The 13,980-nt window shown below is 67.5% G+C and carries 7 protein-coding genes; 6 read left to right on the top strand and 1 reads right to left on the bottom strand.

What is annotated here, in order from left to right:
- A partial coding sequence (locus ACE3N6_RS17730) for an EAL domain-containing protein (protein WP_374247151.1) occupies positions 1 to 3,292 on the bottom strand: 3,292 nt, incomplete at its 3' end.
- A gap of 239 nt (positions 3,293 to 3,531) precedes the next feature.
- On the opposite strand from ACE3N6_RS17730, the gene ACE3N6_RS17725 reads away from it, so the two are divergent.
- The 6 genes from ACE3N6_RS17725 to ACE3N6_RS17700 form a co-directional block, all read left to right on the top strand.
- Positions 3,532 to 5,430: a potassium transporter Kup gene (locus ACE3N6_RS17725; RefSeq protein WP_374247149.1), complete on the top strand. Its 1,899-nt coding sequence runs from the start codon at positions 3,532 to 3,534 to the stop codon at positions 5,428 to 5,430.
- Between the two features lie 469 nt (positions 5,431 to 5,899).
- Positions 5,900 to 7,285, top strand: a complete 1,386-nt coding sequence (locus ACE3N6_RS17720) for a TIGR03013 family XrtA/PEP-CTERM system glycosyltransferase (RefSeq protein WP_374247148.1) — start codon at positions 5,900 to 5,902, stop codon at positions 7,283 to 7,285.
- 88 nt (positions 7,286 to 7,373) lie between these two features.
- Positions 7,374 to 9,470 carry an XrtA/PEP-CTERM system histidine kinase PrsK gene (gene prsK / locus ACE3N6_RS17715; RefSeq protein WP_374247147.1) on the top strand — a complete coding sequence of 699 codons (2,097 nt, stop codon included), beginning with the start codon at positions 7,374 to 7,376 and terminating at the stop codon, positions 9,468 to 9,470.
- 4 nt (positions 9,471 to 9,474) lie between these two features.
- Positions 9,475 to 10,842 (top strand): PEP-CTERM-box response regulator transcription factor, encoded by a 1,368-nt coding sequence (gene prsR, locus ACE3N6_RS17710; RefSeq protein WP_374247146.1) that lies wholly within the window; start codon positions 9,475 to 9,477, stop codon positions 10,840 to 10,842.
- A 17-nt stretch (positions 10,843 to 10,859) separates the two neighbouring features.
- A complete protein-coding gene (gene prsT, locus ACE3N6_RS17705) occupies positions 10,860 to 13,643 on the top strand; it encodes an XrtA/PEP-CTERM system TPR-repeat protein PrsT (protein ID WP_374247145.1) in 2,784 nt (927 codons plus the stop codon).
- A 45-nt stretch (positions 13,644 to 13,688) separates the two neighbouring features.
- Positions 13,689 to 13,980 (top strand): NAD(P)-binding domain-containing protein (locus ACE3N6_RS17700; protein WP_374244447.1); only part of this gene is annotated, 292 nt, incomplete at its 3' end.

Below are 13,980 nucleotides of genomic sequence, written 5' to 3'. Positions count from 1 at the left end.
GGGCGGTGAGGAGCTGCCCGATTTCGTGCGGGGGGAGCGGGCGGGCGAAGAGGAAGCCTTGCATCACGCTGCACTGGCGTTCGAGGAGGAAGTCGCGCTGGGCGTCGGTCTCGACGCCTTCGGCGATGACTTGCAGGCCCAGGTCGCGGGCGATGGAGAGGGTGGCGGCGGCGATGGCGGCGTCTTCGGTGTCGCCGGGCAGGTCGCGCACGAAGGAGCGGTCGATCTTGAGGTGGGTGAGGGGCAGGCGCTTGAGGTAGGCGAGGCTGGAGTAGCCGGTGCCGAAGTCGTCGAGCGCGAGGCCGATGCCCATGGCGCGCAGGGCGGCGAGCTGGGTTTCGATTTCGGGGGTGGGCTGCATCAGGGCGCTCTCGGTGAGTTCGAGTTCGAGCCGGTCGGGGGTGGCGCCGCTTTCGGTGACGATCTGGCGGACGCGGGTGAGGAAATCCGGCTTGCGGAACTGCAGGGCGGAGATGTTGATGGCGACCACCGGGCAGGGGCGCCCGGCGGCGCGGGCCTGGGCCTGCCATTCGGCTTGCTGGCGGCAGGCTTCGCGCAGCACCCAGTCGCCCAGGGGCTGGATGAGGCCGGATTCTTCGGCGATGGGGATGAATTCGTGGGGCGAGACGCGGCCGCGCTCGGGGTGGTTCCAGCGCACCAGGGCTTCGACGCCCACCAGGGTCTGGTCGGGCATGTGCCACTGGGGTTGGTATTCGAGGATGAGTTCGTTGCGCTCGAGGGCGCGGCGCAGGGCGTTTTCGAGCTTGAGCCGGGCGTAGGCGCGGCTGTTCATGTCGGGCGTGAAGAAGCGGAAGTCGTTGCGGCCTTCGCTCTTGGCGTCGTACATGGCGGTGTCGGCGTGCTTGAGCAGGGTGTTGATGTCGGCGCCGTTGCCGGGGTAGAGGGCGATGCCGACGCTGGTGGAGGTGACGAGATCCTGGTTGCCGACGTGGAAGGGGGCGTTGAGGCTGGCGATGAGCTTGCGGGCGACGGTGGCGGCGTCGTCGGGGCGGCCGAGCTGGGGCAGCAGCACGACGAACTCGTCGCCGCCGATGCGGGCGAGGATGTCTTCGTCGCGCAGGCTGCCGGAGAGCCGCCTGGCGACGGCGGAGAGGAGGCGGTCGCCCACGGGGTGGCCCAGGGTGTCGTTGATGGTCTTGAAGTTGTCCAGGTCGAGGAAGAGCACCCCGAGCCGTAGCTGGTTGCGGCGGGCGAAGGAGAGGGCTTGCTCGGCGCGGTTGATCCAGAGGGTGCGGTTGGGCAGGCCGGTGAGGGTGTCGTAGTGGGCGAGGTAGTGGATGTGGGCTTCGGCGGCGCGGCTGGCGGTGACGTCTTGCACGGTGCCCCGCAGCAGGGTGCCGCCGGCGGGGTTGGGGGTGGCCTCGATGGTGAAGTGCACGGTGCGGCGGGTGCCGTCGGCGGGGGGCAGGCCGACGTCGAGGCTGGCGCTGGGCTGGCCGTTGGCGACGCGCTGGAGGGCTTCGCGCAGGCTGTCGCGGTCGGCGGGGGTGACGGCTTCGACCAGGGCGTCGAGGCTGCTGTCGTGCCCGGTGGGGATGCCGAGCACCCGGTTGAGTTCGGCCGACCAGTGGCTGGTGCCGGTGGCGGGGTCGGCCTCCCAGGAGCCGAGGCGGGCGATGCGTTCGGCGTGGGTGAGGATGGCTTGCTGGGCCTGGAGGCGTCGGCTGGCGTCGGCGAGTTCGCCGGTGCGCCGGCTGACCATCTCTTCGATGCGCCGGGCGCGCCCGGAGGTGGCGAGCAGGAAGGCGCCGAGCAGGCCGGCGGAGACGAGGCCGATGGCGACGAGGGTCCAGGTTTCCCAGCCGCGGTTGAGGCCGGCGTAGGCGGGGGTGGGGGCAAAGCCGAGGCGCCAGGTCTGGCCGGCGAAGTCGAAGGTCTCCTGCCAGGTGTGGATGCCGCCGGGCCCGGGCTGGCCTAGCGTGGGGCACTGGGCGAGCCCGGCGAGGCGCTTGCCGCGGGGCTGGGCCACGGTGACCTCTTCGAGGCAGTAGCCCACGCCGGGCACGGGTTGCTGCTTGAGCACGCTCTCGACCGCTTCTTCCAGGCGCAGGGCGACGAAGACGTAGCCGGCGGGGGCGGTCTGGCGGTCGGTGCCGGGGGGCAGGGTGCGCTGGTAGATCACCACGCCGAGCTTGTGCTCGGTCTCCTGGGTGAGCACGAAGGCGCGGGAGGCGGCGGCGGTGCCGCTGGCCTGGGTGCGCTGGAGGGCATCGACCGAGTTGGGGATGGAGCCCACGTTGACGCCCAGGGCGCGCCGGTTGCGGTCGAGGGGGGCGATGTGGCGGATGATGAGGTATTCGTCGCGCGGGGCGAGGGGCACCAGCTGGTTGTGGCCGTCCCGGTCGCGGGCGCGGAAGTCGGCGGTGGCGGGGGATTGGCGGGCGGCGCGTTCGAGGGCCGCGATGGCGCCGGCGGGGGTGCGGGCGATCCAGCCGATGCCCTGGATGCCGGGGTAGCGGTTTAGCCAGGTGCCGGCGTAGTGCTCGAAGGTGGGGGTGTCGATGGCGGGGGCGGCCACCATCACCCGCTCGCTGGCCTGGAGCACGTCGAGGTAGGCGGTGAAGCGGGTGCGCACCAGGCTGGCCAGGTGGCTGGCGTCGCGCTCGAAGCGGGATTGCAGGCGCTGTTGTTCCCAGCGCGCCACCTGGATCTCCAGCCCCGCCAGCAGCACCAGGGCAAAGGAGAGGGGGAGGGCGATGGCGAGCCGGCGCGGCGCCCACTCGGCCCGCGGGGCGGCGATGAAGACGAAGGTGAGGGGGGCGGCGATGAGGATGCCGATGGCGTCGCCGGCCCACCAGTTCCACCAGCTGAAGGCGGCTTCGGCCGGGGGCAGCCCGCCCAGCCAGAGCAGCGCGCCCACCCCCACGGTGGCGCCCACCAGACAGCTCAGGGGGGCGGCGGCAAAGAGCAGGCGGACGATGGCGTCGGCGCTGTCGAGGGCGTTGGGGAAGCGGATCCAGCGCCGGGCCATGAAGGCGCCCGCGGCCGCCTGGAGCGATGCGCCCGCCGCAACGCAGACGGGCAGCAGCAGGCTGGTGTCCGGCAGGCCGGCGTTGGAGACGGCGTAGAGGTTGGTGACCAGCGAACCGGCAAGAATTGCCGGCCAGATGCCGTAGCCGTAGATGAGCATCGCCGCGAGGGCCACCCCGGCCGCCGGGAAGAGCGGCGCCACGTAGCCCGGCGGAATGGCGATGTGCAGCGCCACGAGGCCGCAAACCGCGTAGGCAAGGGCGATGCCCAGTTGCGGGCGGATGCCGGGAGCTGAATGCATCGGGTTGAAAAGGGGCGCGGTGGGGGCGGGTGTCGGGCAGCGGGACGATTCATTGTAACCGCTCGGGCGGGGCTTGGCGGTCCGGTCGGGTGGGGCGATGCACGGATCGTGCCCGATGACGGATGCCCGGAAATGCTGCAATGCGGTAGTATCGCGGTCCGCGCGGGGGCAGCCGCCGCCGCGGGATGGTTGTGGGTGCCCGGTGCATGGCGGGGCCCGTGCAGATTCTGGAGGTCTGGATGTCCACGGTGCTTGCGGAAGGACAAACCGCCCATGCACAGCAGGAACGGGTGCTGCCCGTTGCACTGGCCGCGATGGGCGTGGTTTTTGGGGATATCGGTACAAGCCCGCTGTACACGATGAAGGAGGTCTTCAACGGCCCCCATGCGGTGCCGGTGACGCCCGATAACGTGATCGGGATCCTGTCGCTGGTGTTCTGGGCGCTCACCGTGGTGGTGTCGCTGAAGTACGTGGTGTTCATCATGCGCGCCGACAACCGGGGCGAGGGCGGCATCATGGCGCTCACCTCCCTGGCGCTGCGCACCAACCGCTCGCCCCGGCTGGGGGCGGCGATGGCGGCGGTGGGCCTGTTCGGCGCGGCGCTGTTCTACGGCGACGGGGTCATCACCCCGGCCATCTCGGTGCTCTCGGCGGTGGAGGGGCTGGAGGTGGCGACGCCGGCCTTCCGGCCTTATGTGCTGCCGATCTCGCTGGCGGTGCTCACCGCCCTGTTTGTGATCCAGCGCAAGGGCACGGCCAAGGTGGGGGCGGTGTTCGGGCCGGTGATGCTGTTCTGGTTCACCACCCTGGGGGTGCTGGGGGCGATCAACGTCGCCCGCCACCCGGACGTGCTGCGGGCGATCAACCCGGCCTATGCGGTGGCCTTCTTTGCCGACAACCATTGGCACGGTTTCCTGGCCCTGGGCGCGGTGGTGCTTGCCATCACCGGCGGCGAGGCGCTCTACGCCGACATGGGCCACTTCGGGCGGCGGCCGATCAAGGTGGCGTGGTTCGGGTACGTGTTCCCGGCGCTGTACCTCAACTACCTGGGGCAGGGCGCGCTGATCCTCGACGACCCGACGGCGGTGAAGAACCCCTTCTACAACCTGGTGCCCGACCCCCTGGTGCTGCCCATGGTGGGCCTCGCCACGCTGGCGACGATCATCGCCTCCCAGGCGGTGATCTCGGGGGCGTTCTCCCTCACCAAGCAGGCGATCCAGCTCGGCTACTCGCCGCGGATGCACGTGATCCACACCTCCGAGCGCGAGGTGGGCCAGATCTACGTGCCTAACGTGAACTGGATGCTGCTGGGAGCGGTGATCGCGCTGGTGCTCAGTTTCCACTCGTCGAGCGCGCTGGCGTCGGCCTACGGCATCGCGGTGACGCTCACGATGATGATCGACACCCTGCTGGCTTTCGTGGTGGTGCGGGCCCTATGGCACTGGGGCTGGCTGGCGTCCCTGAGCTTCCTGGTCCTGTTCTTCGTGGTGGATTTCGCGTTCTTCAGCGCCAACAGCGTGAAGATCGTGGACGGCGGGTGGTTTCCGCTGGCCATGGGCCTGGGGGTGCATGGCCTGCTGATGACCTGGAAACGCGGCCGGGAGGCGCTGGCCGAACGGATGAGCCAGGACACCATGCCCCTCACCCTGTTCATCCAGTCGATGTTCCACGACCCCCCGCTGCGGGTGCCCGGCACCGGCGTGTTCATGACCACCGCGCCGGACGGGGTGCCGCGGGCGTTGCTCCACAACCTGCTCCACAACAAGGTGCTGCATTCCCGGGTGGTGCTGGTCAACGTCGTCACCGAGGACATCCCCAGCGTGCCGGACAGCGAGCGGGTACGGGTGGAGGAACTCGACTACGGCTTTTACCGGGTGTTCGTGCGCTACGGCTTCAAGGACGACCCGGACATTCCGGCCGCGCTGGCGATGTGCGCCGGCCAGGGGCTGCCCTTCGAGCTGATGGAGTCGTCGTTCTTCCTGGGCCGCGAGACCCTCATCCCGCGCCGGACGTCGCCTCTGGCGCTGTGGCGGGATCGCCTGTTCATCCTGATGTTCCGCAACGCCCACAGCGCCGCCGACTTTTTCAGCATTCCGCCCAACCGTGTGGTGGAGTTCGGCACGCAGGTCGAACTTTGAACAATTGTTGCGAACGCCGGCCAACCTAAAATGAGCGCTACGACGATATAATATCTGGTGCTGACAGGCTGCAACGTCATGCCATCAGCCTGTCCGGAATGCCGGCGACGGGAGCGCGAGCGCGCTCCTGCTTGTCGGGGTCGGCAGGGCCATTCCATATGTGTTTCCGGCTGCAAACTCGGGCAGATATGTCGATGGTTATATTTTGTTGTCGCGGGGGTGCAGCTTTGGCGATGTAATTTCCCTTGTGACGGGCATCACAGGAGGTGGGGGCCATAAGCGCTATCGTTCGGTTGTAGGGATGTTTCACGCATATTGCAACTGCCGTTGCATGCCTGGAACGTGCCGGTAGCCAGGCCCGGCCGCATGGAGAAGCGGTTTTCGTTGGGGGGCGTCGATGGGTTGCACGCCCGTAGGCTCGATCAAATTTGCATGGGAGGTCGTCTCGTAAGGGCGGCCGGTGCTCAGAATGCTCAAACTCTTCAATCATTACGTTCCGTCCAGCACGATCCTGCGACTGGTGTTCGACGCCATGTTGCTGTTCGTGGCCGTGGTTGTGGCGTTCGTGCTGCAGGCGCGGGTCGACGGTGGGCTGGTGGCGACCGTCGTGCCGTCTGCCTTTGCCTTCGCGGTCACGATGATGATCCTGAACGGTGCGGTTGGCCTGTACCGGGTGGGGTTCGGCTCCGACTTCCGGCAGGTGCTGATGCGTGTCGGACTGTCCATCGCGCTCAGTGTTCCTGTGGCTTACGGTATATTTCAGGTCCTTCCGTGGGGCGAGTTCGCGCATGAGGCGCTTGAGCTCAATGTGATCGCCCTTCTTGGTTTCGTGGTTGCCGTCCGTGGTTTCACTGCCCGGCGGGCGGGTGCAGGGGTTTTTGTGAAACGTATCATGGTGATCGGGACCGGAGCGGACGCCGCTGCCGTCGAGCATGCGCTGACCCATCCTGCCAACTCCAGCCTCCAGGTGGTGGGCTTCTATCCGGCCGGTGCCGGCGACGAGATCCGCGTCGATCCGAAGCAGATCATCCATTTCGACGGCAACCTGCTTGCGGCGGCCAACCACCTGCGCGTCAACGAGATCATCGTGGCCGTCAAGGAGCGCCGGGGCGGGGCCATTCCGCTACGCGAGCTGCTCGACTGCAAGATGGCCGGCATCAAGGTGCTCGACCTGTCCAGCTTCTTCGAGCGGGTGCGCGGTCAGGTGCGGATCGACTCCCTGCGGGCCAGCTGGCTGATCTACGGCGAGGGTTTCCGCCAGGGCTGGAGCCGCACGCTGGTCAAGCGGGTGTTCGACATCGTCGCGTCGCTGCTGCTGCTGGTGCTCGCCGCGCCGGTGATGCTGCTGGCCGCGCTCCTCATCGTGATCGAGGACGGTGCGCCGGTCTTCTACCGCCAGGAGCGCGTTGGCCTGGGCGGGCGGCTGTTCAAGGTGACCAAGTTCCGCAGCATGCGCCGGGATGCCGAGCGCGACGGCAAGCCCCGCTGGGCGACCGCCAACGACGACCGGGTGACCCGGGTCGGCCGCTTCATCCGCAAGTGCCGCATCGACGAGTTGCCGCAGCTGTTCAACGTGCTCAAGGGCGACATGAGCCTGGTGGGCCCGCGTCCCGAGCGCCCCTTCTTCGTGGACCAGCTGACCCGCGACATTCCCTTCTACGCGGTCCGCCACTGCGTCAAGCCGGGCGTCACCGGCTGGGCCCAGGTACGCTATCAATATGGCTCGTCGGTGGACGACGCGATCAACAAGCTGCAGTACGATCTGTACTACGTCAAGAATCACACCCTGTTCCTCGATACCCTGGTGCTGTTCGAGACCGTCCGTGTCGTGCTGACGGGAGACGGCGCGCACTAGGTCGTTCGGCTGTCGTGCTCCCCACCGGGGGAGGGCCGGAATCCAGGACGCTCCCCTTGCCGGGAGCGTCTGCTTTTATTGAGACTCGATGGAATCGATCCTTTCGCAGGTTTCGGCGTGGAGCTACGCCTTTGCCGCGGTACTGCACGGATTATTCGCGCTCTATCTCGGGGTGGCCTGGCGCAGGGGGCGTCAAGGCCTGCTGCTGATCGCGGCGGTGGTCGCCAGTGCCCTGTGGGCGGTGGCGAACTGGGCGTTTTCCAGCTCGGGCTGGCTCTGGATGTTCCAGCTGGCGAATCTGCTCGACGTGCTGCGCATGGCGGCGTGGTTCGGTTTTCTGCTGACCATGCTCTCCCAGGCGGCGGGGGATGGGCCTGATTCCGGCCTGCCGGCCTGGCCGAAGCCCACGATGCTGGCCATCGTGACCCTCGGGGCGATCGGTGTGGTGTGCTTTACCCTGGGCGTGCCCCTGTACGGCACGCCGCTGCGCACCTGGGCGGCGACGGCGCTGATGACCGCGGTGTTCGGGCTGGTGCTCCTCGAGCTGTTCTATCGGGCGGTGATCGAGCGCTCGCGCTGGGGCGTCAAGCCGCTGGCGCTGGCGCTGGGTGGGCTGTTCGCCTTCGACGTCTATCTCTACTCCGAGATGCTGCTGTTCAGCCGCATCCATCCGGTGATCTGGGGGGTGCGCGGCTTTGCCCACACCCTGGCCCTGCCGCTGGTGGCGGTGTCGGCCTCGCGCAATCCCGAGTGGACCTTCCGGATCTCGGTGTCGCGGCATGTGGTCTTCCACTCGACGGCGCTGGCCGGCTCCGGCCTCTACCTGCTGATCATCGCCGGCGCCGGCTATTACATGCGCTATTTCGGCGGCGAGTGGGGCGAGGCGCTGCAGCTGGCGCTGCTCTTCGGCGGTGCGCTGTTCCTGGGGGTGGTGTTCTTCTCGGGGGCGTTCCGGGCCCGCTTGCGGGTGTTCCTCGCCAAGCACTTCTTCGCCTACCGATACGACTACCGGACAGAGTGGCTGGGCGTCACCCAGGCGCTGTCGGTGGCCGGGGATGGGCTGAGCCTCGGCGAGTCGGTGGTCAAGGCCCTGGCCGATCTGGTGGAGAGCCCCGGCGGCGGGGTGTGGCTGCGGGACGCCAACGGCTGCTTCAGCCAGCAGGCGCGCCTCAACATGCCCCACTACGGCCTCCAGGAGCGGGAAGGGTCGGCGTTCGCCCGCTTCCTGCTGGAGCGGGAGTGGATCGTCAATCTGGAAGAGGCGCGCAGCGGCTACACGCCCGACGTGAAGGCGCCGCTGCCCGAATGGGCTTCGGAACTCTCCGACATGTGGCTGATCGTCCCGCTGATCTCCTCCGGGGTGCTGGTGGGCTTCGTCGTGCTGCTCACGCCCCGCACGCCGGTGGATGTGAACTGGGAGGTGCTCGACCTGCTCAAGATGGCCGGGCGGCAGGCGGCCAGCTACTTTGCCCGGATGCAGGCCACCGAGGCGCTGCTGGAAGCCCAGAAGTTCGACGCCTTCAACCGCATGTCGGCCTTTGTGGTCCATGATTTGAAGAATCTTGTTGCGCAGATGTCCCTGATGCTACGCAACGCGGAGCGACACAAGGACAATCCGGAGTTCCAGGCGGACATGCTCGACACCGTCCGCCACGTGGAATCCAGAATGCGCGGCCTGATGGCCCAGCTCATGGAGAAGACCCCGATCAACCAGCGCAAGCCGGTGATGCTCAAAGGCTTGCTTGAACACATCGTCCAGTCCAAGAGAATGTTCCGCCCTTGCCCGGCTTTTGCCGACGGTGCGCCCGATGTGGCAGTTCTCGCGCATTCCGAACGACTTGAACGTATCCTTGGGCATATCGTGCAAAATGCCCTAGACGCTACTTTGGAGCATGGTAGTGTGTCGGTGCAGCTATCCCAGGAGGGTAATCAGGCTCGCATCGTCGTTCGGGACACCGGGTCGGGAATGTCTCCCGCCTTCATCCGGGACCAGCTCTTCAAGCCTTTCCAGACGACGAAGGCGAGCGGAATGGGAATCGGCGCCTACGAGGCGCATCAATATGTTCAGGAACTGGGTGGCAGCCTGACCGTTCACAGCGAGGTGGGTGTGGGAACCTGCTTCGAGATCGGGTTGCCCATTGCCGCGAACGCTCAGAATGCCGGTAACAAAGCGGTAGCAGACTAGGGATATGACTGATAAACGCAGGACATTGCTGATCGTCGAGGACGATCCGGCGTTGCAGAAGCAGATGCGCTGGGCCTTCGATCAGTACGAGACGGTAGTTGCCAACAATCGTGAAGAAGCCATCGCTCAGCTGCGGCGCCATGAGCCCGCCGTCGTGACGATGGATCTGGGCTTGCCGCCTGCTCCGGACGATGTGACCGAGGGCTTCAAGCTGCTGGGCGAGATCCTGGCGCTGGCGCCCGATACCAAGGTGGTCGTGCTCACCGGCCAGCACGATCGGGAGAACGCCGTGCGCGCAGTGGGCATGGGCGCCTACGATTTCTTCGCCAAGCCCTTCGAGCCCGAGCTGCTCGCCCTCACGCTGGATCGGGCGCTGCGGCTGTACGACCTGCAGCAGGACAACCGCCGGCTGAAGATCCAGCAGGGCAGCGCCCTCTCCGGTCTCATCACCCGCGACGCGGGCATGCTCAAGGTGTGCCGTCTCATCGAGCGGGTGGCTTCCGCCAACGTCACGGCCATGCTGCTGGGCGAGAGCGGCACCGGCAAGGAAGTGCTGGCCCGGGGCTTGCACGAGCTGTCGCCCCGACGCAACGAGCGCTTCGTGGCGATCAACTGCGCCGCCATTCCCGAGAACCTCCTCGAGAGCGAACTCTTTGGCTACGAGAAGGGCGCCTTCACGGGCGCGGTCAAGCAGACCCTTGGCAAGATCGAGGTGGCCAACAAGGGCACGTTGTTCCTCGACGAAATCGGCGATCTGCCGATGCCGCTCCAGGCCAAGCTGCTGCGCTTCCTGCAGGAGCGGGTGATCGAGCGCATCGGCGGGCGCGAGGAGATCCCGGTGGACGTGCGCATCGTCTGCGCCACCCACCAGGACGTGAAGGGCCTGATCCAGGCCGGCCGCTTCCGCGAGGATCTGTACTACCGGCTGGCCGAGATCGTGGTGGATATCCCCGCCCTGCGGGACCGGGACGGCGACGCGGTGCTGCTGGCCCACGCCTTCGTCCAGCGCTTTGCCGGCGAGCACGGGCGTGGGGCGATGACCCTCACCGACGACGCGGTGCACAGCATCGAGAGCCACCGCTGGCCGGGGAACATCCGGGAGCTTGAGAATGCCATCAAGCGGGCGGTCATCATGGCCGACGGCAACTGCATCACCGCCGAAGACATCGGCCTGAATGTGAACCCCGACGAGGAACTGGAAGCCCTCAACCTGCGCGTCGTCCGCGATGAGGCCGAGCGCCGCGCGGTGGTGCGGGTGATGGCCCGGGTCAACGGCAACGTGGCGCGGGCGGCCGAAGTGCTGGGCATCAGCCGCCCGACGCTGTACGACCTGATGAACCGATTCGGTATCAAGAAAGAAACGTCAACGTGATCCAAGGAACCCTGCCAATGCGCGCCAAAAACCACCGTCGCACCTTACGGAATGCCGCCGTCAGCACCCTTTGTGCGCTGCTGCTGGCCGCCTGCGGTGCGAGCACCGATTCCATGGTCACGTCCGCCAAGGAATACCTCGCAAAGAACGACCGCAGCGCCGCCGCGATCCAGCTCAAGAACGCCCTCCAGAAGGACGGCAAGATCGGCGAGGCGCGTTATCTCCTGGGCACGATCTACTTCGACCAGGGCGACTACGCCAGCGCCGAGAAGGAACTGAGCCGCGCCCTCGACGCCGGCTACGCGCCGGACGACGTGGTGCCGTTGCTCGCCAAGACGCTGGTGGCCCTCGGTCAAGGCGACCGCATCGCCACCGAGCTGGCCGGCCGTCGCCTCGAGAAGCCCGAGAGCCGCGCCGCCCTCATCACGCTGCAGGCCACCAACCTGCTCAACAAGGGCAAGCTCGACGAGGCCCGCGAGCAGTTCAACGCCGCCCTGCGGGAGTCCGCCAACTTCCCGCTGGCCCGGGTCGGTCTGGCGCGGATGCGTGCCCTCGGCCGCGACTTCGACGGCGCCCTGGCCGACATCGACGCCATCCTCAAGGATTCCCCGAACCTGCCCGAAGCCCACGCCCTGCGCGGCGACATGCTGCTGGTGATGGGCCGTCTGCAGGACGCGCTGCCTGCCTATGAGGCGGTGATCGCCGCGCGGCCTACCGACATCGCTGCCTACCAGAACGCCGTGTCCGTGCTGCTGCGGCTGGGCAAGACCGAAGAGGCCGAAGCCAAGGTCGTCCAGATGCGCAAGGCGGTGGGGGGGCACCCGCTGGCGGTGTATCTCCAGTCCTACATCCATGTGCGCAACAACAAGACCAAGGAAGCCTACGACGGCATCCAGCAGGTGCTGCGCGCCGCCCCCGATTACGTCCCGGCCCTGCTCCTCGCCACCACCCTGCAGCTCCAGCGCCAGGACTACGCCCAGGCCCAGGAGAACGCCCTCAAGGTGCTCGAGCGCGTGCCCAACCTGCCGCTCGCCCGCCGCCTGCTCGTGGCCGCCTACGTGGGCTCCCGCGAGCCCGCCCGCGCCCTCGACGCCCTGCAGCCGCTGCTGAAGGACAAGACCGAAGACGTGTCGGTGCTGAGTCTGGCCGGGCAGGTCTATGCGCTCAACGGCGACTTCACCCGTGCCGAGCAGTTCTTCCAGCGCGCCTCCCAGGTCGACCCCAAGAACGCCCAGGTGCGTACCCGTCTCGGGGTCTCCCGGCTGGCCGGCGGAGAATCCGACCAGGCCTTCCAGGATCTGGAAGCCGCCTCTGCGATGGACGTCGGCAACATCCAGGCCGACGTGACCCTCATCATGGCCCACCTGCGCCGCAACGAGGTGGCCAAGGCCCTCACCGCCGTCCAGAACCTCGAGAAGAAGCGGCCGAACGATCCGGTCACCTTCAACATGAAGGGCGGCGTGCTGATGGCCAGTAACGACAAGGCCGGCGCCCGCAAGGCCTTCGAGCGCGCCCTTGAGCTGCGCGCCGACTTCCTGCCGGCGGTGAGCAACCTGGCTCGCCTGGACATCTCCGACAAGAACGTCGACGCCGCCCGCAAGCGCTTCGAGACCTTCGTCGCGGCCAACCCCAAGGTCGGCCAGGGTTACATGCAGCAGGCCGAACTGCTCGCCGTCACCGGCGCCCAGAACAAGGAAGTTCAGGCGGTGCTCGAGAAGGGCCTGGCCGCCGTGCCGACGTCGGCGAGCATCCGTTCGGCGCTGGTCTCCATGCTCATCCAGTCGGGCGACCCCAAGCGGGCGCTGCTGCTCGCCCAGGAGGCCCAGGCCGGCTCGCCCGACGAACCCGCGCTGCTCGAACTCCTCGCCCGCGCCCAGATCGCCGCCGGTGAAAACCAGCAGGCCCTCACCACCCTGAGCAAGCTCAGCTCCCGCCTGCCGGGTTCGCCGGCGCCGCTGGTGGCCATGGCCGACCTGCAGGTCGCCACCAAGGACTACACCAACGCCGAGCAGAGCCTGCGCAAGGCCATCGCCATCAAGCCCGACTCCATCGAGGCCCAGCAGCGATTGATCTCCCTGCTCCTGATTACCAAGCGCGCCGACGCCGCCATCGGCGTCTCGCGTGAGGTGCAGAAGCAGCACAAGGATGCCTCCATCGGCTACCTCCTCGAAGGCGAAGTCCTGGCCAACCAGAACAAGCCGGCCGACGCCGCCAACGCCTACGCCGAAGCCTTCAAGCGCGACAAGAGCCCTCAGTCGCTGATGCGCCTGCACAGTGCCCGTACCGCAGCCGGCCAGACCCAGGAGGCCGCCAAGGCGGTGGCAGACTGGGTGCGCGCCAACCCGAAGGATCTGGTCATCCGCACCTACCTCGCCGAGCGCAGCCTGGGCGAGCAGAAATACGACGCGGCGATCCAGCAGTACCGCCAGATGCTGGAGATCGCGCCGAAGAACCCGATGCTGCTCAACAACCTTGCTTGGGCCCTCGGCAAGGTGAACGACAAGAGCGCCATCGGCGTGGCCGAACAGGCGGTGGCGCTGGCGCCGAACAGCCCGGTCGTCCTCGACACCCTCGGCACCCTGCTGATGGACAGCGGCAACACGGCCAAGGGCGTCGAGACGCTCAAGAAGGCGGTGGGCCTCGGTCCCAAGCTGCCGCAGCTGCGCATCAACCTCGCCCGCGCCCTCATCAAGGCCGGCGACAAGGACGGTGCCCGCAAGGAACTCGACGAGGCCCAGAAGGGCGTGCCCGAGCAGTCGCCGCTGGCCGCCGAGATCGCCAAGGTCCGCGGCACGCTCTGACCGCCCAGGTTTTCAGATTGACTGTTTATTCCAGGAACTTTTGACATGACCACCATCGCAGTAATCGGCCTCGGCTACGTAGGCCTGCCCCTCGCCGTTGAATTCGGCAAGAAAGTGAAGACCGTCGGTTTCGACCTCCACCAGGAGAAGGTCGACGCCTACGCCCGCCACGTGGACCCCACCGGCGAAGTCGCCACCGAAGACCTCAAGGCCGCGGTGCACCTCACCTGCAGCACCGACCCCAAGGTCATCGCCGAAGCCGACTTCATCATCGTGGCCGTGCCCACCCCGGTCGACGACGCCCACCAGCCGGACTTCACCCCGCTGGTCAAGTCGT

Origin of the sequence: Zoogloea sp. (assembly GCF_041904905.1) — a bacterium.
Lineage (GTDB): Bacteria > Pseudomonadota > Gammaproteobacteria > Burkholderiales > Rhodocyclaceae > Zoogloea.
This window is presented reverse-complemented; position numbering and strand designations above follow the sequence as displayed.

Excerpts from the sequence above, each read along its gene's own strand:
- ACE3N6_RS17725 (WP_374247149.1), top strand. The coding sequence starts at position 3,532 with ATGTCCACGGTGCTTGCGGAAGGACAAACCGCCCATGCACAGCAGGAA.
- ACE3N6_RS17720 (WP_374247148.1), top strand. The coding sequence starts at position 5,900 with ATGCTCAAACTCTTCAATCATTACGTTCCGTCCAGCACGATCCTGCGA.
- prsK (WP_374247147.1), top strand. The coding sequence starts at position 7,374 with ATGGAATCGATCCTTTCGCAGGTTTCGGCGTGGAGCTACGCCTTTGCC.
- prsR (WP_374247146.1), top strand. The coding sequence starts at position 9,475 with ATGACTGATAAACGCAGGACATTGCTGATCGTCGAGGACGATCCGGCG.
- prsT (WP_374247145.1), top strand. The coding sequence starts at position 10,860 with ATGCGCGCCAAAAACCACCGTCGCACCTTACGGAATGCCGCCGTCAGC.